General features: G+C 65.8%; 15 protein-coding genes. 9 read left to right on the top strand and 6 right to left on the bottom strand.

The features are described from left to right. Positions 1-125 precede the first annotated feature (125 nt). Complete coding sequence (locus tag IEX32_RS16335) at positions 126-515, top strand: PilZ domain-containing protein (protein WP_268236754.1); 390 nt, start codon at positions 126-128, stop codon at positions 513-515. 41 nt (positions 516-556) lie between these two features. Here IEX32_RS16335 and IEX32_RS16340 read toward each other — a convergent pair whose 3' ends face one another. The 4 genes from IEX32_RS16340 to IEX32_RS16355 all read right to left on the bottom strand — a co-directional run bounded on the left by IEX32_RS16340 (position 557) and on the right by IEX32_RS16355 (position 5,888). After that, positions 557-1,552, bottom strand: a complete 996-nt coding sequence (locus IEX32_RS16340) for a MarR family transcriptional regulator (RefSeq protein WP_188772617.1) — start codon at positions 1,550-1,552, stop codon at positions 557-559. A gap of 84 nt (positions 1,553-1,636) precedes the next feature. After that, positions 1,637-2,656 (bottom strand): ferrochelatase, encoded by a 1,020-nt coding sequence (gene hemH, locus IEX32_RS16345; RefSeq protein WP_188772618.1) that lies wholly within the window; start codon positions 2,654-2,656, stop codon positions 1,637-1,639. Continuing rightward, on the bottom strand, positions 2,656-4,911 hold the full coding sequence (locus tag IEX32_RS16350; RefSeq protein WP_188772619.1) for a xanthine dehydrogenase family protein molybdopterin-binding subunit: 2,256 nt from the start codon (positions 4,909-4,911) through the stop codon (positions 2,656-2,658). Before IEX32_RS16350 ends, hemH begins: the two co-directional genes overlap by 1 nt. After that, complete coding sequence (locus IEX32_RS16355; RefSeq protein ID WP_188772620.1) at positions 4,911-5,888, bottom strand: Mrp/NBP35 family ATP-binding protein; 978 nt, start codon at positions 5,886-5,888, stop codon at positions 4,911-4,913. Before IEX32_RS16355 ends, IEX32_RS16350 begins: the two co-directional genes overlap by 1 nt. Before the next feature lie 155 nt (positions 5,889-6,043). Between IEX32_RS16355 and hflK the strand changes: the two genes are divergently transcribed. The 3 genes from hflK to IEX32_RS16370 all read left to right on the top strand — a co-directional run bounded on the left by hflK (position 6,044) and on the right by IEX32_RS16370 (position 9,695). Continuing rightward, positions 6,044-7,186: a protease modulator HflK gene (gene hflK, locus IEX32_RS16360; RefSeq protein WP_188772633.1), complete on the top strand. Its 1,143-nt coding sequence runs from the start codon at positions 6,044-6,046 to the stop codon at positions 7,184-7,186. Next, positions 7,186-8,025 (top strand): protease modulator HflC, encoded by an 840-nt coding sequence (gene hflC / locus IEX32_RS16365; RefSeq protein ID WP_188772621.1) that lies wholly within the window; start codon positions 7,186-7,188, stop codon positions 8,023-8,025. Before hflK ends, hflC begins: the two co-directional genes overlap by 1 nt. Positions 8,026-8,117: 92 nt before the next feature. After that, positions 8,118-9,695 carry a Do family serine endopeptidase gene (locus IEX32_RS16370; protein WP_188772622.1) on the top strand — a complete coding sequence of 526 codons (1,578 nt, stop codon included), beginning with the start codon at positions 8,118-8,120 and terminating at the stop codon, positions 9,693-9,695. A 168-nt stretch (positions 9,696-9,863) separates the two neighbouring features. Here the strand turns inward: IEX32_RS16370 and IEX32_RS16375 are convergent, their stop codons facing one another. Next, positions 9,864-12,050, bottom strand: coding sequence for a transglycosylase domain-containing protein (locus tag IEX32_RS16375; protein ID WP_188772623.1), 2,187 nt, complete (start codon positions 12,048-12,050; stop codon positions 9,864-9,866). A 253-nt stretch (positions 12,051-12,303) separates the two neighbouring features. On the opposite strand from IEX32_RS16375, the gene IEX32_RS16380 reads away from it, so the two are divergent. The 3 genes from IEX32_RS16380 (at position 12,304) to IEX32_RS16390 (ending at position 16,219) form a co-directional block, all read left to right on the top strand. After that, entirely contained in the window at positions 12,304-12,822 is a 519-nt protein-coding gene (locus tag IEX32_RS16380) for a cytochrome b (RefSeq protein WP_188772624.1), read from the top strand. Positions 12,823-12,970: 148 nt separating this feature from the next. Then, positions 12,971-14,722 carry a gamma-glutamyltransferase gene (ggt, locus tag IEX32_RS16385; RefSeq protein WP_188772625.1) on the top strand — a complete coding sequence of 584 codons (1,752 nt, stop codon included), beginning with the start codon at positions 12,971-12,973 and terminating at the stop codon, positions 14,720-14,722. Between the two features lie 99 nt (positions 14,723-14,821). Beyond that, the gene (locus IEX32_RS16390) at positions 14,822-16,219 is read left to right on the top strand and encodes an aldehyde dehydrogenase (RefSeq protein WP_188772626.1); all 1,398 of its coding nucleotides are present in this window, start codon (positions 14,822-14,824) and stop codon (positions 16,217-16,219) included. A 68-nt stretch (positions 16,220-16,287) separates the two neighbouring features. Here IEX32_RS16390 and gyrB read toward each other — a convergent pair whose 3' ends face one another. Continuing rightward, complete coding sequence (gene gyrB, locus IEX32_RS16395) at positions 16,288-18,819, bottom strand: DNA topoisomerase (ATP-hydrolyzing) subunit B (RefSeq protein ID WP_188772627.1); 2,532 nt, start codon at positions 18,817-18,819, stop codon at positions 16,288-16,290. A 695-nt stretch (positions 18,820-19,514) separates the two neighbouring features. Here gyrB and guaA point away from each other — a divergent pair. Together guaA and dapE are read left to right on the top strand one after the other, a co-directional pair. Beyond that, positions 19,515-21,074, top strand: a complete 1,560-nt coding sequence (gene guaA / locus IEX32_RS16400; RefSeq protein WP_188772628.1) for a glutamine-hydrolyzing GMP synthase — start codon at positions 19,515-19,517, stop codon at positions 21,072-21,074. Positions 21,075-21,445: 371 nt separating this feature from the next. Next, positions 21,446-22,597, top strand: a complete 1,152-nt coding sequence (gene dapE, locus IEX32_RS16405; protein ID WP_188772629.1) for a succinyl-diaminopimelate desuccinylase — start codon at positions 21,446-21,448, stop codon at positions 22,595-22,597. Positions 22,598-22,691 lie beyond the last annotated feature (94 nt).

Genomic DNA, 22,691 nt, shown 5'->3' on the forward strand with positions numbered 1-22,691 from the left:
GCCGCTTCCGGCCCATACAATACATGGCTGGGAACGTGGCCCTGCCATCAGCGTTTACGAGCGGTATTGCATCCGCTATGCACCGGGACCGGGTCCAAAATCAGAACAAAATGTCGCAGGCAACAATGGAAGAAGAAGCCAGGGGTTCTCGACAGTTGCAGCGCGGACGGCGTTCCGAGAGCCGCCTGCGCGTCCGTCTTCCTGTGAGGATGGAAACACGGACCGAAACCTCGCGCGTGATCCTGGTCGATCTGTCCACCACTGGTGCGCGCATACTGACCGAGAATCCGCCCAAGGTCGGCACGGAAGCGATGCTGCACTGGGGCAGGTACGAGGCGTTCGGTGAAGTCGTGTGGATCGAGGGCGTGCAATGCGGCATCGCTTTCCTCGATCCGATCTCGCCGCAAGACGTTCTGGAAACGCGTGAACTGGATGATGCCGCCCACCTGCCGCAGGACAGGGAACTGCTGCGGCAGGCGGCGCGGCATTGGGTCGAGGGGACGACCCCGCGCTGACCACGGGTGAAGACCGCTCCGTCTGTAAGGGGGGGTGGGGCTCAGACGGGAACGGGTGCGGTCAGCGAAACCTCCTGGAAATAGCGCGCCATGGCTTCGGCGGTCTGATCGTTCAGTTCGATGAATGCGCGGCGGCGATCGCTGTCGTCGCAGACCCGGACAAACAGGCCCGTCTCCACCATCTGCCCAATCCAGCGCAGCGCCGTCGTCGGCGGCGCGCCCGATGCTATGCACAGTGAAGTAACCGAAACCCGCTTTCGCTCGACGCGCGCGGCCGTGAGATCGAGCAGCATTTCCCAGGCCGGGTCCGAAAACAGGTCTCCATCGAGGAACCGCGCACGCAACTGGCGCTGGCGGATGATGGCACGAACCAGTCGTGGATCGGGAAGCGGAGGCCGAGCCGGGCGCTTTCCGTGCCGGTCCTCAGGGGCATGCCCTGGCTGGACGCTGCTGCCGAACGAGAAGGCGGAAACAGATTCGTCGCATCTCGCGCCGCCATCGAGGGCCAGACCTTCCAGACGCCCGGCGATCTGGCCGACCTGTTCGGTCAGGCGCAGGAGCATCAGCCGGTCATCGTCCGACAATTCGCGCAAGCGCGACGCGGGAAATTCGGCCAGCACCCGCCCAAGCGCCAGAACCCGGTCGGCTCTGTCGGGGTCGACGAGCAGGGTCGGCGCCGACTGATCGAGGCACGCGAAGACTGGGTCGAGCGCGTCGATCGTGGTGGAAACAATCAGCCGCGTGCCGGCGCTGGCGGCATGAAGGTCCAGTTCGGAAAGCCCCGCGATCGTCCGGGCATCGACTTGTGGACAATCGACCAGCACCACGTCGCCCAGCGCCCGCGACGGCGCTTCGAGCAAATCCTCAAGCGGACCGGACGCATGGACCCGCAGCCCGGCTGCCATCGCGTCATCCCGCAGGCTGGCGCGAACATGCATCCGGTTGGCAAAGATCGTGAGCGAAACAGGCGCCCCCGCGACCGAGACGCGCCTGTTGTCGTAGGAAAAATCGCCTTCGAAGACGTCCACTGCCGGCATCGCATCTGGGCTCCATGCTCTTGAATGAGAACATAATTGGAACAAGCTGCAGCCAAGTCAAGGATGGAGCGGATTAACTTTCTGTCACCAGCCGGACAGTTCGCGCGAGACGAGCGCTTGCAGCATGGCCATCCCAACGGAGCTGTCGTTCAGGCAGGAAAGCACGGCAAAATGCTCGCCTCCCGCCGCTTCGAACACGTCGCGGCCCCGGATCGCCAGTTCCTCCAGTGTCTCGATGCAATCGGCGGAAAAACCGGGCGCGGCGACGGCCAGGCGGCGGGTGCCGGCTTTCCCTTCCCGCTCCAGAACGGTTTCGGTAGCCGGTTCGAGCCACCTGGCCCGGCCGAAGCGCGACTGGAAGCTGGTTTCGATGCGCATCTGCGGCAGGCGCGCGCCCAGCTTTTCGCCGAGCAGGCGGGCGGTCTTGCGGCAATGGCAATGGTAGGGATCGCCAAGGTGCAGTGTGCGTTCGGGCATGCCGTGAAAGGACAGGAGCAGCACTTCGGGGGTGAAGTCGAGCGCCTCGAGCTGGCGGACGACATCCGTTTCGAGCGCGTCGATATAGGTATCATCGCCGTAATAGGGCGGCAGGGTGCGCAGGGCCGGCTGCCAGCGCATCGCGCGCAGTGTCTCGCCCAGCTTGTCCACTACCGACGCCGTGGTCGCGGCCGAATATTGCGGATAGAGCGGCACGACGAGCAGCCGCTCGCAGCCTGCCTCCATCAGCGCGGCCAGCTTTGCGGGGATCGAGGGATTGCCATAGCGCATCGCCCAATCGACGCGTATGCCCTCTCCGAGCAGGTCCTGCAGCTTGCGCGCCTGCGCCGCGGTGATGGCCGCGAGCGGCGAGCCCTCATCGGTCCAGACCTGCGCGTAGGCATGGGCCGACCGGGCGGGGCGCGTGCGCAGGATGATCCCGTGCAGGATCGGTTTCCAGGCGATGGCCGGAATCTCGATAACGCGCGGATCGGAAAGGAATTCTGCGAGATAGCGCCGCACGGCACCCGGCGTCGGCGCGTCCGGCGTGCCGAGATTGACCAGGAGCACGCCCACGCCGCCACTCGCGACCTCGGGATGATCGTTGGGCCTAGGGTCAGGATCCATCAGAGTTCCTCGGCAAAGAGCGGAAGGCGGCGGAAGCGGTATCCCGTCGCGGAAAACAGGGCATTGGCAATGGCGGGTGAAACCGCGGCGACACCAAGTTCGCCGGGGTCGGCGGGATCGGCATCGCTCTCGACGAACTCGACCTCGATCCCGGGGCTGTCGGCCAGCAGCGGCAGGCCCAGCTCGGCAAGGCGCACGGTGTCGGGACGCCCGCCGCTATAGCGGGTGCTGCAGCCGACGGTGAGGCCGAGGCCAAAGATCAGCCCGCCCTCGATCTGCTGGCGGGCAATGTCGAAGTTCACGATACGGCCGATGTCGGCGACGGCGCTCAGCTTCTCGACCCGCACGCCGCTTTCGTCGCGCCGGGCGCTGGCGACGACGGCGATACGCCCGCCGCGCATGACATGGCAGGCAATGCCCTGGCCGCTGTTGTCGCTGCCTCCGCCCCATTCCGAAAGCGTCGCGACGCGCTGCAGGCACTCGGCGAGGCGTGGGTCCTTGCCCAGCATCGCCATGCGGTATGACAGCGGCTCGCGCCCGGCCCGGTGCGCCAGTTCGTCGACAAAGGATTCGGTGAAAAAGGCGGTGTAGCCGTGGGAATTGCCGCGCATGCGCGCCGTCGGCAGGTCGATCCGCGCGGGGACGTGGTCAATGGCGACGCTGGGGATTCCGTAAGGCGGCACCGCGCCTTCAAGGGCGAGGGCGTCGGCCTCGCCGTCGACCGAGGCGATGGCATCCTGCGGTGTCTCGCCGCCGAAGAACCGGCGGCCGAATTCGCGCGCGGTCGGCGGCACGGCGATGCGCGCGCGCCAGCCTGCCACGCCGCCTTCGCTGTCGGTCCGCGCGGCCATGATGGCGGCGGCAGGCGCGCGGGGCAGGCCCGCCACCTGCTCCTGCTGCCGCGACCACGTGAGCTGCACGGGCTGGCCCAGTTCCCTTGCGAGGATGGCGGCCTCGACGGCATGGCCGAATTCCAGCCGGCGATCGAAGCTGCCGCCGATCGGCATCGGATAGATCACGACCTCACTGGCCTCGATTCCGACGGCCCGCGCGGCTGCCGCGCGCGCCAGCTCGGGCGCCTGGGTGCCGATCCAGAGTTCGAGCTTGCCATTCTCCAACCTCGCCGTCGCGCTGGCGGTCTCGACCGTGCAATGCACGGCCGGTGCGACCTCGTAACGAAGCTGCAACGGCAGCCCTCCCGTTACCGCGTCCATATCACCGCTGGCATGGATGCGTTCGGCCGCCCCCAGGCGGAGCGCCTCGTCGAGCGCGGTATCGATCTGCATGCTGTCGGCGCCGCCCGCCACGCGGTAGCGCGGTTTCGCGCGCGTCAGGGCGGTATCGGCCGTCCACCAGTCCCGAGCGGCGGCGGCAACCCAGCCATCGTGCCGGACAAAGCGCAGAAAGCCGCGCATGCCAATGGCGGCGTCCTCGTCGACTTGCGTGACGCGGGCCGAGCCCAGCGGCGCGTGGCGGATCGAGGCGTGGACCATGCCTGGAAGACGCACGTCACTGGCGAAAGTCCAGGACCCGTCGACTTTCGAAGGCAGGTCGAGCCGGGGATAGGTGAGCCTTGCCCCCGGAGGAAAATCGCCCGGCGATTCCGCGGGAGGATTGGGGCGCAGCGGTGGCGGATCGGGCGGCGTGAACGTCACGGCCTCGCTTGCGAGCGCGCCGAAGGCAAGGCGCTTGTCCTCATGCGTCACGAAGCCGCCGCTCACCTGGCACTCTTCCCACGCAACGCTCCAGCGCGCGGCGGCGGCCTGCATCAACAGGGCGCGCGCGGAGGCTGCCGCCGCGCGCGAAGGCGCCTCGTAGGCCGCCAGCGCGCTGCCGTCCGCCGTCACGTTGAAGCGGCTGTCCCGCGCCCAGCGGCGGGTTATGGCGCTGTCGGGCTCATCGGCGAGTCCGGGGAACACCGGCATCCACAGCGGCGCCCAGCGCGCGGCGAGCACCGGATTGGCATGGAGTTCGCTCGGCGGTACCGGCTCCACCGCCACCTGCCGCCAGTCCGCGCCGAGCTCGTAGGCGACGATCTGCGGAAGCAGCGTGGTCACGCCCTGACCCATCTCGACCTGCGGAACGGCGACCGAGATCACGCCGTCCGCGGCGATCTTGATCCAGGCATCGAAGGCGTATTCGTCTCGCCCCGGCGAAAGCGGCAGGGGAAAGTGGCGGGGGCGCAGGAGGTAACCGATGGCGAGGCCGCCACCAGCCAAGGCGCCGATCAGGATGCCCCGGCGCGTGATCGCCATCAGCCGTCGGCCTTGCCGCCGAGCCAATCGGAGATCTTGCGCGCGAGGTCGGCGAAAGCCTCCGCCTGCGGTCCCTCTCCGGCTGCCGGCGGGGTACCGGCGTCGCTCTCGCGCCGGATCGCGATGTCGAGCGGGATGCGGCCTAGGAAGGGCATTCCCATGGTCCTGGCGGCGGCTTCCGCTCCGCCTGTGCCGAAGGGTTCGCTGACCTCGCCGCAATGGGGGCAGGCGTATCCCGCCATGTTCTCGACGACGCCAATGACCGGTGTGCCGCCCTTCTCGAACAGTTCGGCGGCGCGCATGGCATCCATCAAGGCAAGATCCTGCGGCGTGGATACGATCACTGCCCCGGCCGGCTTGAACTTCTGCATCATGGTGAGCTGGATGTCGCCCGTGCCTGGCGGCAGGTCGACGACCAGGATTTCCGCGCCTTCCCAGTGCCCCTCGAGCAATTGGGTCAGTGCGCCGGACGCCATCGGCCCGCGCCAGGCGATGGCCTGGCCCGGATCGGACAAGTGCGCCATCGAGAGCACGGGCACGCCCCAGGGGCTCGCGACGGGAACGAGCTTCTGGTCATGCGCCACCGGACGCTTGCCCTCGGTACCCAGCAGGCGCGCCTGCGACGGGCCGTAGATATCGGCATCGACCAGGCCGACCTTGTGCCCCTGCCGCGCCAGCGCAACGGCAAGGTTGGTCGCCAGCGTCGACTTGCCGACACCGCCCTTGCCCGAACCGACCGCGATGATCCTGCGCTCGACCTTGTCGGCCATCATCGCGACGCGCACTTCGGCAACACCCGGTGCGCCCTGCAATGCCTGCCTTGCCGAGGCTTCCAGCCGGTCGCGCTCCGCTGCCGCCAGTCCCGTGGCGTCCATCACCAGCGTTGCCCGGCCCTCTGTCAGCCGCAGCGATTGCAGCCGCGCGGTCGCTTCGCGCGGCAGCAGGCCCTTCAGCCCTTCGGCTCCGTTGTCCGTCATGCCTCCTCCGTTGTGATATCTCGCCGCTGAGGTGGCGTGCTGGAGGAAAAAGGGCAAGAGAGGCACTGTTTTTGTCGGGATAGGGTACCTATAGATAGGCCATGAACACGATTAGTGGTGCAATCGCACGCATGAACGCGCTCTGGGGTCTCGCCATGGCCGGACGCCGCAGCCCCTGGGGCGGCGGAGATGCGGGGGGCGACAAGGGCGACGATGATGCCTCGGGCGAGGATGGGCAGGACGGCGACGGCAAGGGCGACAAGCCCCAGGACCGGCGCGGCCCGCGCAATCCGTGGTTGCCGAGCGGGGATGCGCCGCCGCGCCGCTCGGCGAGCATAGAAGACATATTCCGCAGCCGCGATCCGCGCCGTCCCGGCGGCGGGTCAGGAGGGCCAGGCGGCGGATTTCCCGGCCTGCCTCAGCGCCCCGACGGCAAATCCTGGCTGCCGATCGGTATCGGCGCGGCGGTGCTGGCCCTCGTTGTGCTTTCCAGCGTTCACATGATCGGCCCGAAGGAACAGGGCCTGGTAACGCTGTTCGGCAAGTATTCCCGCACCATCGATTCGGGCGTCAACTTCACGGCGCCCTGGCCGATCGAACAGGTTGATGTCGAGGATGTGCGCAGCTTCACGGTCGATGCGATTCCGGAAGGCGAGAATGAAAAGCTGATGCTGACGAGCGACAAGAACCTCGTCGACCTCAGTTATCTCGTGCGCTGGAACATCAACGACCTGAAGGACTACAAGTTCCGCCTGGCCGATCCCAAGGAAAGCGTGCGCGAAGTGGCGGAAGCCGCGATGCGCGCATCGATCGCACAGATATCCCTCAACGATGCGCTTTCGGGTTCCGGCCGCGCGCAAGTCGAGGAGGACGTTCGCAATCGCATGCAGCGCATCCTCGACTATTACAAGGCGGGCGTCGCGATCCAGGGTGTGGAGATCAAGAAGGCGGACCCGCCGGCCAAGGTCGTCTCCGCTTTCCAGCAAGTGACAGTCGCCCAGCAGGAAGCCGAGCGCGACCGCTCCGAAGCGCGTGCCTGGGCACAGCAGCTGCTCGCCCGCGCAGAGGGCGACGCGGAGTCCTTCGAGAAAGTCTACGAACAGTACAAGCTGGCTCCCGAAGTCACGAAACGACGAATGTATTACGAAACCATGGAACGCGTGCTGCGCGACAACGACACCGTGATTTCCGCCGCTGATGGGGTGACACCTTACCTGCCGCTGTCCGAAGTGAGGAAGCGGACGCCGGACAATACTGCCGCCCCCGTTCCCGATGCGACCGCGAGTGGAGGCCAGTGATGTCGAACCTCTGGCAGAACTACAGGGCGTTCTGGATCGCCGCCGGGGTCATCGTCATCGCTCTGATGATGAGCGTGATCATCGTGCCCGAGAGCGAGCAGGCCGTGATCATCCGCACCGGCAAACCGATCGACGTCTACAACCGCTATGATCCCAAAGCCGCTTACGGCCAGACCGATTCCGGCATCCATTTCCGGCTGCCGTTCATCGATCAGGTGCAGCGCATCGACAAACGCCTGCTTTCGGTCGACATGCAGCAGCAGCAGGTGCTCTCGACCGATCAGGACCGCCTGATCGTGGATGCCTATGCCCGCTACCGGATCATCGATCCGATCAGGATGGTCCAGAGTGCCGGCACGACCGAGCGTGTCACCCAGCAGCTCGAGCCGATCCTGTCGTCGGTCCTGCGCCAGGAACTGGGCAAGCGGACGTTCCAGTCGCTGCTGACCGCAGAACGCGGCCGGGCCATGGAGAACATCCGCGACGGCCTCGACCGCGAGGCGCGCGAATACGGTGCCCAGGTGGTCGATGTGCGGATCAAGCGCGCCGACCTGCCCGAAGGGGCGCTCGCGAGCGCGTTTACCCGCATGGAAGCCGCGCGGCAGGAGGAAGCCAAGACGATCACGGCGCAGGGGCAGATGGACGCACAGATCATCCGCGCCGATGCCGAAGGCCGCGCGGCCAAGATCTATGCCACGAGTTTCGGACAGGATCCCCGGTTCTACGACTTCTACCGGGCCATGCAGAGCTACGACTTCTCCTTTGCCAAGGACCAGTCCGGCAAAACCATTTTGATTTCGCCGGACAATGCCTATCTGAAGCACTTCAAGGAGCCGTGATCGCCGGCCCCGAAGGGCCAGAATGGCGGAAATCGGGCATTATTCAATTCCGGTTAAGCTGCAGGAGCTTCAATCGGGCGGGGGCCGGTTGAATGGCAACGAACACCGCCAAGACGGAGGAAACGAAGGACGTGAAGCCAGTGCGATATGCTTATGGATTGACCACCGCCCTCCTGCTCGGAGGCGCAACCCTCTCGCTGACGACGGGCTACCCGGCCGGAGCGCAGGTTGCCCAGAACGAAGCCAGCCAGATGGCCCAGATGGTCCCGCGAAGCGGCGCCCCCGCCAGCTTCGCCGACCTGACCGAGCAGCTCGCGCCGGCCGTGGTCAACATCTCGACCCGCCAGCGCATCCAGATCCAGCAGAACAATCCGTTTGCCGGAACGCCGTTCGAGGGCCTGTTCGGCGGGCCGGGCAACCTCGGTCCGCAGACGCGCGAAGCGCAGTCGCTGGGCTCCGGTTTCATCATCAGCGCCGACGGTTACGTCGTCACGAACAATCACGTGATTACAGCCGAAGGCCGCGGTCAGGTGGAATCGATCACCGTCACGATGTCCAACGGCACCGAATATCCGGCCAAACTGGTCGGCAAGGACGCCGCCTCGGACCTCGCGGTGCTCAAGATCAGCACCGACGAGTCGATGCCCTTCGTCAAGTTCGGCGATTCCCGGCACGCCCGCGTGGGCGACTGGATCATCGCCATCGGTAACCCCTTTGGCCTGGGCGGTACGGTGACTTCGGGCATTGTCTCGGCGGTCTATCGCAACACCGGAGCGGGGGGCGCCTATGACCGCTATCTGCAGACCGACGCCGCGATCAACCGTGGCAATTCGGGCGGCCCGATGTTCGACATGAAGGGCCAGGTTATCGGCATAAACAACGCGATCTTCTCTCCCACCGGCGGAAGCGTCGGCATCGGCTTCGCGATTCCCGCCGAAACCGCCGCACCGATCGTGCAGAAGCTGATCAAGGGCGAAGCGATCGAGCGCGGCTACATCGGCGTGCAGATCCAGCCGCTGACCGATGACCTCGCCGAATCGCTCGGGCTCGAACGCAACAAGGGCGAGTTCATCCAGGGCGTCGAACCCGACGGCCCGGCAGCCAAGGGCGGCATCAAGCCGGGCGACGTGGTCGTCAAGGTGGCGGGCAAGGAAGTGACGCGGGACCAGAGCCTGTCCTACCTCGTCGCGAACCTTGAGCCGGGCAGCCGCATACCGGTCGAGGTGATCCGCAATGGCCGCCGCCAGACGGTGAACGTCACGACCGCCAAGCGCCCCAGCGAGGAGACGCTGCAACAAAACTTCGGGCCGAACAGCGATCAGCAGTCGGATCCGTTCAACAATCCACCTCAGCAGCAGGAGCAGGGGTACGTCGAGAAGTCGATCGGCCTCTCGGTCACGCCCCTGACCGCGCAGATTGCGCGCCAGCTCGGCGTGTCCGAGGGTACGAAGGGACTGGTGGTCGTTGCCGCGGACCCCGGCTCGGATGCAGGGCAGAAGGGCATTTCCCGCGGCTTCATCCTGCTCGAGGCCAACGGCCGCGCAGTTGCGTCCCAGGCCGATCTGGAAGCAGCGATCCGCGCCGCCAAGAACGAGGGCCGCGACGCCATCCTGCTGCGCGTCCAGCCGCGCGGCCAGTCCGCCGTCTTCGTGCCGATCCGCATGCGCTGACGGAAGGCCACATTCAAGACGAAGACACCCGCAGGAGCGATCCTGCGGGTGTTTTTCGTTTGATGGCCGCATCCTTCAACGAGGGCCAGCTTTCGCATGACTGGCGAAAGGGGACGGGGCCGATCGTTCGCCTTCTTCAGCCCGGCATTGCCGCGGGGCGGCCGGCAATCACGGGTTGGTATTGGGATTGGGCGTGCGCGTCGGGGCCGGTCGCGGCGGGGTGATGACCTTTGGCGCAAGACCCTGACCTGCCCTGAGGCCCGGATCGTCGGCAGGGCCGCGGCCCGTCGCGCGGTCGAGGAAATCCTCGGTGGCGGCAGGCGGATCGCTCCGGTCCGGTAGCATCGCCGGACCCGGCCCCGGACCCGGCCCGATCGTACCGTCCTCGTACATCGGGATGTCGTCAGCGCCGCCGCTGCCCGGTCGCACGAGGTTGCCGTTCTCGTCGACGTAGTAATAGTCGTCCGGATCGCCCATGAGGTATTCGTCGTCCGGCTCGAGCTGCCATTCGGGTAGCTGCAGCTTGGTGTCGAACTGCTCGACCGGGCGGTTCCTGACCGCGACGCGCATGAAATCCGCAAAGGCGCGCGCCGGAGCGTGGCCTCCGGAAAGCCCCGCTACCGCCCTGGCATCGTCGCGGCCCATCCAGACGCCGGTGGTGACCCCGCTCGAGAAGCCGAGGAACCAGCCGTCCTTGTTCGAACTGGTCGTGCCGGTCTTGCCCGCGACCGGCCGGCCGATCTGCGCCGCGCGTCCCGTTCCGGTCGCCACGGCCGATTGCAGCAGGTCGGTGATGCCCGCCGCTACATAATGGGGCACCAGCACCTGTCCGCGCACCGACTTGTGCTCGTAGAGCAACTCGCCGTCGGTCGTCGTGACCTTCATGATACCGTAGGGTTCGATCGAGGTGCCTCCGACGGAAACCGCGGCAAAGGCGCGCGTCATGTCGATCAGGCGTACTTCCGAAGTGCCCAGCACCATCGCCGGCCTGGTATTGATCGGCGTGGTGATGCCGAAGCGCCGCGCCATGCTGGCGACGGTGCCGAAGCCGACCTCGTTGCCGAGCTGGGCGGCGACGGTATTCTTCGAATAGGCGAAGGCGGAGCGCACGTCGATCTGGCCGGCGTAGTTTCGGCCCGAATTGTGCGGGCTCCAGCCGTCGATGGTCACCGGTTCGTCAACCACCGGGTCGCTCGGCGTGTAGCCCGCCTCCAGCGCGGCGAGGTAGACGAAGAGCTTCCAGGCGGAACCGGGCTGGCGCTGGGCGCTGGTCGCGCGGTTGTAGTTCGAATTGACGTAGTCGGTGCCGCCGACCATCGCCAGCACCGCGCCGTCGCGGTCGAGGCTGACGAGCGCGCCTTGCGTGCCCTTCGGCACGTTCCTGACGATTGCCGCGGTAGCCGCGGTCTGCGCCTTGGGGTCGAGCGTGGTCCAGACCTCGATCGGCTCGTTGGTTTCGGGCAGCAGCATGTCGAGCTGCGGCAGCGCCCAGTCAGTGAAGTAGCGGACCGAGTTCTGGCCTTTTTCCTTGGCGAGCTTGATCTTGGTGAGATCGACCTGATCGGCGTCCTCCTGGGAGATCACCCCGTTGTCGACCATTACGCCCAGCACGACGTTGCCGCGTGCGATCGAGGCTTCCACATCGGCGGTCGGGGAGTAGTTCGACGGTGCCTTGACCAGGCCGGCGATGATCGCCGCTTCCCCGGTCGAGAGCTCGGTGGCCGGATGGCCGAAGAACTTGCGGCTCGCTGCGTCGATGCCATAGGCGCCGCCGCCGAAGTAGACCTTGTTGAGGTAAAGCTCGAGGATCTGGTCCTTGGTGAATTTGCGCTCCAGCGCAAGCGCCAGGACCATCTCGCGTCCCTTGCGCCCGAAAGTGCGCGCATTGTTGAGGAAGATGTTTCGCGCGAGCTGCTGCGTGATCGTCGAACCGCCCTGCTTCCAGTGCCCGGCCTCGTAGCGCACCATGAGCGATCGCACGATGCCGACCGGATCGACGCCGTAGTGGTTGCGGTAGCGCCGGTCCTCGACCGAGACCATGGCATCTTTCATGATCTGCGGGATCTGGTCATAGCCCAGCCACTTGCCATAACTCGGGCCGAGCGAGACCAGTTCGGTGCCGTCGCGCGCGCGCACGACGATCATCTGGCCGTTCTGGCTGCTCTTGAGCGCGTTGTAGTCGGGCAGCTCGCGCGTGGTGAAGGCGACTGCCGTGACGAGGAAGATTAACCCCAGCAATGCAAGCGCGACGCCCCAGACGAAGACCCTGCGGATCGTTCGGCGCCAGAATGGCTTTCCAGGCTCTCGGGAGGAAGAGGCGCCTGACTTGCGGCGCCGGCCGTTATTTTTGGCCATCTTCTGGTTGCAAACCCCTTTGACGGACTACTCGGTCCGAACGCGTCCTACACCGTGGCCGGGAAATTTGTAACCCTGCCTTAACGGCGCGACGGTGGAAGACGAAGATGGCCCCGCCGCCATAAAAAACCTGTTTGACGAGAACCTCATAACCCGTAAGCCTGCCGGTTCCCGTGGACCTTGCCTGTTTGGGTGCATGGGGCCGGATTGGGATTGAGGCCTGTAAAGCCGGGCCGGATCGTGGGGGCATTTGATGTCGGACGAGAAGTACAATCGCGGTGCACGTGCGCTTCACTGGATTATCGCGGTACTCGTCATTATCAACCTTGCGCTGGGCCTGCTGCACGATCCGTTGGAAAAAGTCGTGCAGCTTATACCCCTGCACAAGTCGATCGGGCTGACGGTGCTGATTTTAACGCTGGGACGAATCGGCTGGCGCTTGAGCTGGACCAGGCCGCCCTGGCCGGGCTCGGTCACACCGTTCGAGCGGGGAGTAGCCGTTACTACGCACTTCCTGCTCTACGTGTTGATGCTGGCGCTGCCGCTGACGGGATGGGTCTTTTCCTCGGCGGGCAAGTATCCGCTGACCTTCTTCGGACTGTTTCCCTGGCCCAAGCTGCCGATCAGCAAGGACAATCCGCTCGCCGGGCTGGCTCATGAGGTGCACGAGGTGTTTGGCTTCGTGATGCTGGGGCTGGTCGTGCTGCATGTCCTAGCGGCGCTGCGGCATCACTTCCTGCTCAAGGATCGCGTTTTGCGGCGTATGTGGTGAACACCACGCCCCTCCGTGCATTCGCTCGTGGCGCTCGTTTCGACCGGATATGGTGAGGGCGAGTTCGGGTGATGATTTCTCGTCACCCTGAAACCGCAGAGCCGGTTGCCGGGTTGCGATCTCCCAGCGACCATGGCCTATAGGCCGCATGCGAGATTTGCGAAAAAGGTCCCTGCGCCGCCTGATCCCTGTCCTCGGCGCGGCCGCGCTGGCGTTTGCCGGATGGGCCGATGCCGCGCCGGGCAGGATTCCCGCCCCGACCGAGAATGCGAGCGCCAGCCAGCAATCAGGCCATGCCCGTCATGCCATGGTGGCCGCAGCCAACCCGCTGGCGACCGGGGTGGGCGTCGAAATCCTCGAGGCCGGCGGTACGGCGGTCGATGCGGCGGTGGCGATCCAGGCCGTGCTGGGGCTCGTCGAGCCGCAAAGCTCGGGGATCGGGGGTGGAGCCTTCATGGTCTACTACGATGCCGGGACGCGCAAGGTCACTGCCTATGACGGGCGCGAAACCGCGCCGATGCAGGCGACCAGGCGCCTCTTTCTCGATGACGAGGGCAAGCCTCTTTCGCATTTCGATGCCGTACTGGGCGGCATATCCACCGGCGTTCCGGGTGCGATCGCCATGCTCGACATGGCCCATCGCGATCACGGACGGCTGCCCTGGGCCGATCTTTTCAGACCGGCCGAGGAACTGGCGCGGGAAGGCTTCATCGTCAGCCCGCGCCTCGCCGACATGATCGCGCTCAAACAGGCCCCGCAACCTTCGGCGCCCGATGCGAAGCGCTATTTCACCAGGCCCGACGGGACGCCCTATGTCGCCGGGGACAGGCTGAAGAACCCCGCCTATGCTCGCACCCTGCAGCGTATAGCCAAGTACGGCGCGTCGGGCCTTCTCACCGGCCCGATCGCGCAGGAGATCGTCGACCGCGTGCAGGAGGGGCCGCGTCCGGGCACGCTGACGCTGGCCGATCTCGCTGCCTACCGGCCCGGATCGGGACCGGCGCTCTGCGAGCCCTATCGCATCTACATCGTCTGCACGCCGCAGGCGCCATCGGGCGGGCCGGGCCTGCAGATCGCGCTCGGCATACTCGGCCAGACGGACATCCACGAGCGCGGCGCGGACGACGAGAAAGCATGGTTCCAGTTCGCCCAGGCGAGCCGTCTCGCCTATGCCGATCGTGATCGCTACATCGGCGATCCGGCCTTTGTCGATGTGCCGGTCAAAGGACTGCTCTCCCCCGAATACCTGAAGAAGCGCGCGGCGCTGATCGGCGAAAAGGCGGGCTCGGTGGCGTTCGGCGTGCCCGAGGGGGCCCCGGAAGTCGGCGTCGATGCGACGGCGGAGCCCGGCGGCACCAGCCATTTCGTGATCGTCGATGCGAAGGGCAACGTCGTCTCGATGACCACCACGGTCGAGAGCATCTTTGGCTCGGGACGCATGGTTGGCGGGTTCTTCCTCAATAACCAGCTGACCGACTTCTCGTTTTCGCCGGCCAACGACGACGGGACCCCGGCGGCGAATGCGCCGGCGCCGGGCAAACGTCCGCGCTCGAGTATGGCACCCACGATCGTGCTGACGCGCGAGGGGCGATTCGTCGCGGCCGCCGGCTCACCGGGAGGCAGCTCGATCCAGGCCTACAATCTCAAGGCGCTGGTGGCGCTGCTCGACTGGGACATGCGCCCGCAGGAGGCGGTGGCGCTGCCCAATCTCGTCGCGCGGGCGGACCGGTTCAATGCTGATCCCTTCCCCGAGGCGATCATGCGGGCGCTTGCGGCGCGCGGCATGCCGCTTTCGACCGCGCGTGGCGAAAACTCGGGCATTCAGGCGATCGTTGCCACGAGTCATGGCTATGAGGGCGGCGCGGACCCGCGGCGGGAAGGACGCGCGCGCGGGTTTTGAGAAGGCCTCCCCGGCGGCCCCGACGTGGCGGAGTGCCTTGCCCATGCCGCGATCTTTGCTATATAGAATAGCCAAATTGGGTTTTCCGGGAGAGTCGCCATGGAGTTCACTCGCATCAATCCGCTGACCGGCGAGATCGCAAGCTCGGCGCAAGCCATGAAGGCCGGCGATATTCCCGCCGTCGCCTCCAGCGCCGCGAAGGCATTTCCCGCCTGGGCCGCGATGGGTCCGAATGCCCGCCGCGCCATCCTGATGAAGGCGGCAGGTGCGCTCGAAGCGCGAGCCGAGGCCTTTGTCGAGGCCATGATGGGCGAGATCGGCGCGACGCGGGGCTGGGCGCTGTTCAACCTCGGCCTCGCCGCGTCCATGGTGCGGGAGGCCGCCGCGATCACCACCCAGATCGCCGGCGAAGTGATCCCGTCCGACAAGCCCGGCTGCCTTTCCATGGCGCTCAAGGAGCCGGTTGGTGTGATCCTGGGTATCGCGCCCTGGAACGCGCCGATCATCCTGGGTGTGCGCGCCATCGCCGTGCCGCTGGCCTGCGGCAACGCGGTGATCCTGAAGGCCAGCGAGACCTGTCCGCGCACCCATGCGCTGATCGTGGAGGCCTTCGCCGAGGCGGGCTTTCCCGAAGGCGTGGTCAATGTGGTCACCAATGCGCCGGAGGACGCAGGCGAGGTTGTCGGCGCGCTGATCGACGCGCCCGAGGTCAAGCGCATCAATTTTACCGGATCGACGCACGTCGGCAGGATCATTGCAAGGCGCGCGGCGGAGCACCTGAAGCCGTGCCTGCTGGAACTCGGCGGCAAGGCGCCGCTGATCGTTCTCGACGACGCCGATCTCGACGAGGCGGTGAAGGCCGCCGCTTTCGGCGCCTTCATGAACCAGGGCCAGATCTGCATGTCGACCGAGCGCATCATCGTGGTCGATGCCGTCGCCGATGCCTTCGCCGGGAAGTTCGCCGCCAAGGCGCAATCGATGGCTACCGGCGATCCGCGTGAAGGCACAACGCCGCTGGGGGCAGTGGTGGATCGCAAGACCGTCGACCACGTCAACGGCCTGATCGAGGACGCGGTGGCCAAGGGCGCGAAAGTGCTTTCCGGCGGCACTGCCGACAGCGTGCTGATGCCGGCGACCGTCGTAGACGGTGTCACCGACGCAATGAACCTCTACCGCGACGAGAGCTTCGGCCCGGTGGTCGCGATGATCCGCGCGCGGGACGAGGAACACGCGATCGCGCTGGCGAATGACAGCGAGTACGGGCTTTCCGCCTCGGTCTTCACCCGCGACACCGCGCGCGGCCTTTCGGTTGCCCGGCGCATTCATTCGGGCATCTGCCACGTCAATGGCCCCACCGTTCACGACGAGGCGCAGATGCCTTTCGGCGGCGTGGGGGCTTCGGGCTATGGCCGTTTCGGCGGGCGCCAGGGCATCGACAGCTTCACCGAAACGCGCTGGATCACCGTTGAGACGCAGCCGGGGCATTTCCCGATCTGACCCGGGGCGAATAAACGGCGGTCGCCCTCCTCGGTAGCGGAGGAGGGGCCGCGTGACCGCGCTCGCCTTTACACGTCCAGGTTGGCGACGTTGAGCGCGTTTTCCTGAATGAACTCGCGGCGCGGTTCGACCACGTCACCCATCAGGCGGGTGAAGATTTCGTCGGTGACGTCGGCATCCTCCACCTTGACCTGCAGCAGCGCGCGGTTTTCAGGATCGAGCGTGGTTTCCCAGAGCTGCTCGGCATTCATTTCGCCAAGGCCCTTGTAGCGCTGGATCGAAAGCCCGCGGCGGCCGGTGGCGAGAACCTTGTCGAGCAGTTCGCTCGGGCGGGTAATCGTGTCCTCACCCGGCGTCGGACGATGCGCTGTGGTTTCAACTTCCTCTTCGCGTTCGGTCGTTTCCGCGGGTTCGGGCTCTGCCGTCTCGGAAACCGCCCCGGCGCGCACCAGACGCGCGGCGCCCGCATAGACATCTGCGTTCTCTGCGGCGAGACGGGCGAGCTTGCGCGCCTCGGCGCTCGTCAGGAAGGCGCCTTCGATCTTGTGGTGATCGGTAACGCCGCGCCACAGCCGCTCGACTTCGAGGTTGCCCTCTTCGGTCATGTGCACGGTCCACTTCGCCTCGCTGTCGCCGCGATCGAGCCACTGCGCGGCGCGGGCCATTGCGGTCTCGCGGTCCTGCTGCGAAAGATCGGGCACAAGCACGCCGGCGAGCGCCAGTGCCTCGATGATATTGTGATCATAACGGCGCGGCACGAAGGCCATCAGGTTGCGCAGGCGGATCGCATGCTCGACCAGCGATTCCAGGTCCGTCCCGCCGCGCGCACCGCCGGAAGTCTCCAGAACGCGGCCGTTCAGACCACCCTCGACCAGATAGCGGTCGAGCGCGGCATTGTCCTTGAGGTAGACCTCGCTGCGGCCCTTGGCGACCTTGTAGAGCGGCGGCTGGGCGATGAAGAGGTGGCCGGCGCGGATGATCTCGGGCATCTGGCGGTGAAAGAACGTCAGCAGCAGGGTGCGGATATGCGCGCCGTCGACGTCGGCGTCGGTCATGATGACGATCTTGTGGTAGCGCAGCTTTTCGAGGTTGAAATCGTCGCGGATGCCGGTGCCCATGGCCTGGATCAGCGTGCCGACTTCCTTGGACGAGATGATGCGGTCAAAACGGGCGCGTTCGACGTTGAGAATCTTGCCCTTCAGCGGCAGGATCGCCTGCGTCTTGCGGTCACGCCCCTGCTTGGCCGAGCCGCCGGCCGAATCACCCTCGACCAGGAACAGTTCGCATTTCGACGGATCGCGTTCCTGGCAGTCGGCAAGCTTGCCGGGCAGGCTGGCGATGTCCATCGCGCCCTTGCGGCGGGTGAGTTCGCGCGCGCGCTTGGCGGCCTCGCGCGCGGCGGCGGCATCGATCACCTTCTGGATGATGGTCTTGGCAGTTGCCGGGTTTTCCTCCAGCCACTCGCTCATCTTGTCGCCCATCAGGCTTTCGAGCGGCTGGCGCACTTCGGAGCTGACCAGCTTGTCCTTGGTCTGGCTGGAGAACTTCGGGTCCGGCAGCTTGACCGAAACGATCGCCGTAAGCCCCTCGCGCATGTCGTCGCCCGAAAGCGAGACCTTCTCCTTCTTGAGCAGGCCCGAACGTTCCGCGTAATTGTTGATCGTGCGCGTCAGCGCCGCGCGGAAGGCGGCGAGGTGGGTACCGCCGTCACGCTGCGGGATGTTGTTGGTGAAGCACAGCACGTTCTCGTAGTAGGAATCGTTCCATTCGAGCGCGACTTCGATCCCGATCCCGTCCTTGTCGGCCGTGATGGCGATCGGATCCGGCATCAGCGCCTGTTTGTTGCGGTCGAGGTATTGCACGAAGGCCGCGATGCCGCCTTCGTAGAACAGGTCGTGCTCGATCGTTTCCTCGTGCCGTTTGTCACGCAGCTTGATGCGCACGCCGGAATTGAGGAAGGCGAGTTCGCGGTAGCGGTGCTCCAGCTTCTCGAAATCGAACTCGGTGACGTTCTTGAAGGTGTCCGTCGAGGCGAGGAACGTCACGCGCGTGCCCTTCTTGCCGTCCGGTGCGGCGCCGCGCACTTCGAGCGGGGAGACGGCATCGCCGTGCGCGAACTTCATCCAGTGTTCCTTGCCGTCGCGCCAGACGGTCAGTTCCAGCCATTCGGACAGCGCATTGACGACCGAGACGCCGACGCCGTGGAGGCCGCCCGAAACCTTGTAGGCGTTGTCGTCCGAAGTGTTCTCGAACTTCCCGCCGGCGTGAAGCTGGGTCATGATGACCTCGGCCGCCGAGACGCCTTCCTCCCTGTGGATGTCGGTCGGGATGCCGCGGCCGTTATCTTCGACCGAGACTGAGCCGTCGGGATTGAGTTCGATCAGGACGAGGTCGCAATGCCCCGCCAGCGCCTCGTCGATGGCGTTGTCCGAAACCTCGAAAACCATGTGGTGCAGGCCCGAACCGTCGTCGGTATCGCCGATGTACATGCCGGGACGCTTGCGCACCGCGTCGAGGCCTTTCAGGACCTTGATCGATTCGGCGCCATAGGAGTTTTCGTTCTTGCCGTTCCCGGGGGCGGCTTCTTCGGAATTTGCCATGGCGATTCTATAGGGATTGCAGGGGGCAAACCCAAGCAAAAGCGGCGTCCTGGCGGCGCTTTTCCACAAGAGTTGGGGGGAAGGTGGGGTGGTGCGCCAAGGTGGAGGGAGTCCAGGGCGGCTTGCCCCTATTGCATCCCGGCTTTCGTTTTTTGCAACTATCGCATTTCATGTATTCGGCGTGGGTCGGACCTGCGCGATGCACCGCACGCATATTGCAGTGCAGCGCGACGGGCGAACGGCAACGATCGCGTTCAATCCGATAGCGTCAGTTTCGTCGAAAGGCGCCAGCGCATGTTGCGCTTCGCGGGTTTGCGGCGAGCAGCCTTGCTTCGGCACATCCGGGAGCCGTGCGCGGGCATAAGGCACGAAAAAGGCGGCCTTATGGGCCGCCTTTCTCGTTGGGTCGGTTTCGCCCCTCAGGCGAGGGTCAGAGCAAACGCGAGGGCACTGGTGCCCAAGGCTGCGGCGAGGCCGACGGTCCGTTCGATGATCGTCATGTCTTGCTCCTGCAGTAGTCGGAGGGTCTCCCCTCTTCGCAGTTGCAAGGTATGGGTGCGGGCAATTTTCGCAATGTCAAAAGCAACAAAACAAGTTGCAAGATTTGCAACTAAGGGCAAAATCCCCCTTCATGGAGGTGGGCCGGCAGGTGCATCTGTCTGGACACCCGGCGCTCGCGATACTAGTGCCCGGCCATGAACAATCCGACCTCTGAATCCATCTTGATCGTCGATTTCGGCAGCCAGGTGACGCAGCTGATCGCACGCCGCGTGCGCGAGGCGGGTGTCTATTCGGAAATCGCACCGTTTTCAGTCGCTGAAGAGGCGTACAGGCGGCTCGATCCGGCCGGCGTGATCCTCTCGGGCTCACCCGCGTCGGTGCTCGACGAGAGCGGGCCGCGCATTCCTGACGTGATCCTCGAAAGCGGTCGGCCGATGCTCGGAATCTGCTATGGCCAGCAGGCGCTGATGCACCAGCTCGGCGGCGAGGTGCTAATGGGCGATACCGGCGAATTCGGTCGCGCCTTCATCGAGATCGAGGACGAATGCGCCCTGTTCGACGGCCTCTGGAAGGTCGGAGAGAAGCACCAGGTCTGGATGAGCCACGGCGACAAGGTGACGCGCCTTGCCGAGGGGTTCCGGCCGGTGGCCGCAAGCGCGGGGGCGCCTTTCGCGGTGATCGCCAATGACGAGAAGCGCGTCTACGCGATGCAGTTCCACCCCGAGGTCGTCCACACGCCCGACGGTGCCCGACTGCTCAAGAACTTCGTGCGGCATGTCTGCGGCCTTGCCGGCGATTGGACCATGGCCGAGTTCCGCAAGACCAAGATCGAGGAAATCCGCGCGCAGGTCGGCCAGGGCCGTGTGATCTGCGGCCTTTCCGGCGGCGTGGACTCGGCGGTTGCGGCAGTGCTGATCCATGAGGCGATCGGAGACCAGCTCACCTGCGTCTTCGTCGACCACGGCCTGATGCGCATGGGCGAGGCGGAGCAGGTCGTATCGCTGTTCCGCGGGCACTACAACATCCCGCTGGTGCATGTCGACGCTTCCACGCTGTTCCTCAAGGGCCTGGAAGGCGTCACCGACCCGGAGGCCAAGCGCAAGTTCATCGGCAAGACCTTCATCGACGTGTTCGAGGACGAGGCGAAGAAGATCGGCGGCGCCGAGTTCCTCGCCCAGGGTACGCTCTATCCCGACGTGATCGAGTCGGTTTCCTTCACCGGCGGGCCTTCGGTGACGATCAAGAGCCACCACAACGTCGGCGGCCTGCCCGAACGCATGGACATGAAACTGGTCGAGCCGCTGCGCGAGCTGTTCAAGGACGAAGTGCGCGAACTCGGCCGCGAGCTGGGCCTTCCCGACGTGTTCGTGGGGCGCCATCCGTTCCCCGGCCCGGGCCTCGCGATCCGTATCCCCGGCGAAGTCAGTCGCGAGCGCTGCGACATCCTGCGCAAGGCCGATGCGATTTACCTCGAGGAGATCCGCAATGCGGGGCTCTATGACGCGATCTGGCAGGCTTTCGCGGTGTTGCTCCCGGTCAAGACCGTGGGCGTCATGGGTGACGGCCGTACCTATGACAACGTCTGCGCCCTGCGCGCGGTAACCTCCACCGATGGCATGACCGCCGACATCTACCCCTTCGATTCGGCCTTCCTCAGCCGTACCGCGACACGCATCATCAACGAGGTGAAGGGCATCAATCGCGTGGTCTACGACTACACCTCGAAGCCGCCGGGCACGATCGAGTGGGAGTGATTTTTGCCCTTCCGGCAGTATCCAAAAATGCGCAAGAACAGATCGGAATGAACGGACGCCATCACTCGCCGCACAGGCGGTCGCTGGCTTCCCGCAATATGATTTGCGGAATCCAAGCGGCCTCGTCGTAGATCCTGCGCTCTGGGCGCTCGGTCACCCGGGACGGCGCCTTCGTCCGCAAATGCGCATCGCGTGCTTTCGGTGGACCCATCTGCGTCAGGCCGCCGGCAGGGGCTAGGCGTCGCCATTGGCGGCCTGGATCGGGATAGCCTGTCCCGTTGGACTGCGGGATCGCTTCATGATCGAGTTTCGGCATGGCTTGCGCTCTGCGCCTATGGTCAAGGACGCGGGCTTGTGCGATGGGCCGCCTTATGTCCCAGACCGCGCCCGCCACTGCAAGCGTCGCCGAGCTTGCCGAAGCCCTGATCGCCTGCCCGAGCGTCACCCCGGCAACGGGGCTGGTATTCGACTGCCTGGAAGGCCAGCTTGCGCCGCTCGGCTTCGAGGTAGTGCGCTTCGTGGCCGGTGAGGCGCCGGACGGGCCGGTGGAGAATCTCTTCGCCATCCGCAGGGGACCCGAAGGCTCGCGCCACTTCGCTTTTGCCGGGCACCTCGACGTTGTGCCGCCGGGCGAGGGCTGGACCACGGCGCCCTTCCTGCCCGAACGGCGCGGAGAGCTGCTTTACGGACGCGGCGCGGTCGACATGAAGGGCTCGATCGCGGCCATGGTCGCGGCGGTGCGGGAGATTCCCGCAGAGGCCGGCACGATCAGCTTCGTCATCACTGGCGACGAGGAAGGCCCGGCGCGCTTCGGTACGCTCGCCCTCATCGACCTGATGCGCGAGCGTGGCGACATTCCGGACCTGTGCCTCGTGGGCGAGCCCACTTCGGTCAACCGCCTTGGCGACACGATGAAGATCGGCCGGCGCGGGTCGGTGAACATCTTCCTCGAAGTCGAAGGCATGCAGGGCCACGTCGCCTATCCGCATCTGGCGCACAACCCGATCACGCCGCTGGTCGCCATGCTGGCCGAACTCAACGCGCTGGTACTCGACGAGGGGACCGAGTGGTTCCAGGCCTCGAACCTGGAGGTCACCGACCTTACCGTCGGCAATCCGGCGCACAACGTGATCCCCGCCAAGGCCATGGCGCGCCTCTCCATCCGCTTCAACGACCTGCACACCGGCGCCGAACTCGGCGCGCGCGTGACTGCCATCGCCGAAAAGCACGGGGGCACCGCGCGTCCCGTGATTTCGGGCGAGGCCTTCCTGACCGAGCCGGGTGCGTTCTCGACCATTCTTGCAGACGCAATTCGCGCCGAGACCGGAATCGCGCCCGAGCTTTCGACCAGCGGCGGCACGTCGGACGCACGCTTCCTGAAGGACATCGTGCCGGTCATCGAATTCGGCCTGTGCAATGCGACGATGCACAAGCGTGACGAGGCGGTGGCGCTGGAAGACCTCGACGCGCTCGCGCGCATCTACGCCCGAGTGGCGCAAGGCGCTCTCAAGGCTGGACAATAGCCGCCGCGCTTGCGACCGTGGCGGCGTGAAGACAAAGTCTGGTCACGACAGTTCCGTCATCCTGAACTTGTTTCAGGACCCATTGTGCCAATCA

This window comes from Novosphingobium endophyticum, from assembly GCF_014640675.1.
In the GTDB taxonomy this organism is placed as follows: domain Bacteria; phylum Pseudomonadota; class Alphaproteobacteria; order Sphingomonadales; family Sphingomonadaceae; genus Novosphingobium; species Novosphingobium endophyticum.

Bases quoted from the DNA above. Each gene is read 5' to 3' on its own strand.
- dapE (WP_188772629.1), top strand. From the start codon at position 21,446: ATGTCCCAGACCGCGCCCGCCACTGCAAGCGTCGCCGAGCTTGCCGAA.
- IEX32_RS16375 (WP_188772623.1), bottom strand. From the start codon at position 12,050: ATGGCCAAAAATAACGGCCGGCGCCGCAAGTCAGGCGCCTCTTCCTCC.
- hflK (WP_188772633.1), top strand. From the start codon at position 6,044: ATGGCCGGACGCCGCAGCCCCTGGGGCGGCGGAGATGCGGGGGGCGAC.
- IEX32_RS16355 (WP_188772620.1), bottom strand. From the start codon at position 5,888: ATGACGGACAACGGAGCCGAAGGGCTGAAGGGCCTGCTGCCGCGCGAA.
- hflC (WP_188772621.1), top strand. From the start codon at position 7,186: ATGTCGAACCTCTGGCAGAACTACAGGGCGTTCTGGATCGCCGCCGGG.
- IEX32_RS16340 (WP_188772617.1), bottom strand. From the start codon at position 1,552: ATGCCGGCAGTGGACGTCTTCGAAGGCGATTTTTCCTACGACAACAGG.
- guaA (WP_188772628.1), top strand. From the start codon at position 19,515: ATGAACAATCCGACCTCTGAATCCATCTTGATCGTCGATTTCGGCAGC.
- IEX32_RS16370 (WP_188772622.1), top strand. From the start codon at position 8,118: ATGGCAACGAACACCGCCAAGACGGAGGAAACGAAGGACGTGAAGCCA.
- IEX32_RS16380 (WP_188772624.1), top strand. From the start codon at position 12,304: ATGTCGGACGAGAAGTACAATCGCGGTGCACGTGCGCTTCACTGGATT.
- hemH (WP_188772618.1), bottom strand. From the start codon at position 2,656: ATGGATCCTGACCCTAGGCCCAACGATCATCCCGAGGTCGCGAGTGGC.
- IEX32_RS16335 (WP_268236754.1), top strand. From the start codon at position 126: ATGGAAGAAGAAGCCAGGGGTTCTCGACAGTTGCAGCGCGGACGGCGT.
- ggt (WP_188772625.1), top strand. From the start codon at position 12,971: ATGCGAGATTTGCGAAAAAGGTCCCTGCGCCGCCTGATCCCTGTCCTC.
- IEX32_RS16350 (WP_188772619.1), bottom strand. From the start codon at position 4,911: ATGGCGATCACGCGCCGGGGCATCCTGATCGGCGCCTTGGCTGGTGGC.
- IEX32_RS16390 (WP_188772626.1), top strand. From the start codon at position 14,822: ATGGAGTTCACTCGCATCAATCCGCTGACCGGCGAGATCGCAAGCTCG.
- gyrB (WP_188772627.1), bottom strand. From the start codon at position 18,819: ATGGCAAATTCCGAAGAAGCCGCCCCCGGGAACGGCAAGAACGAAAAC.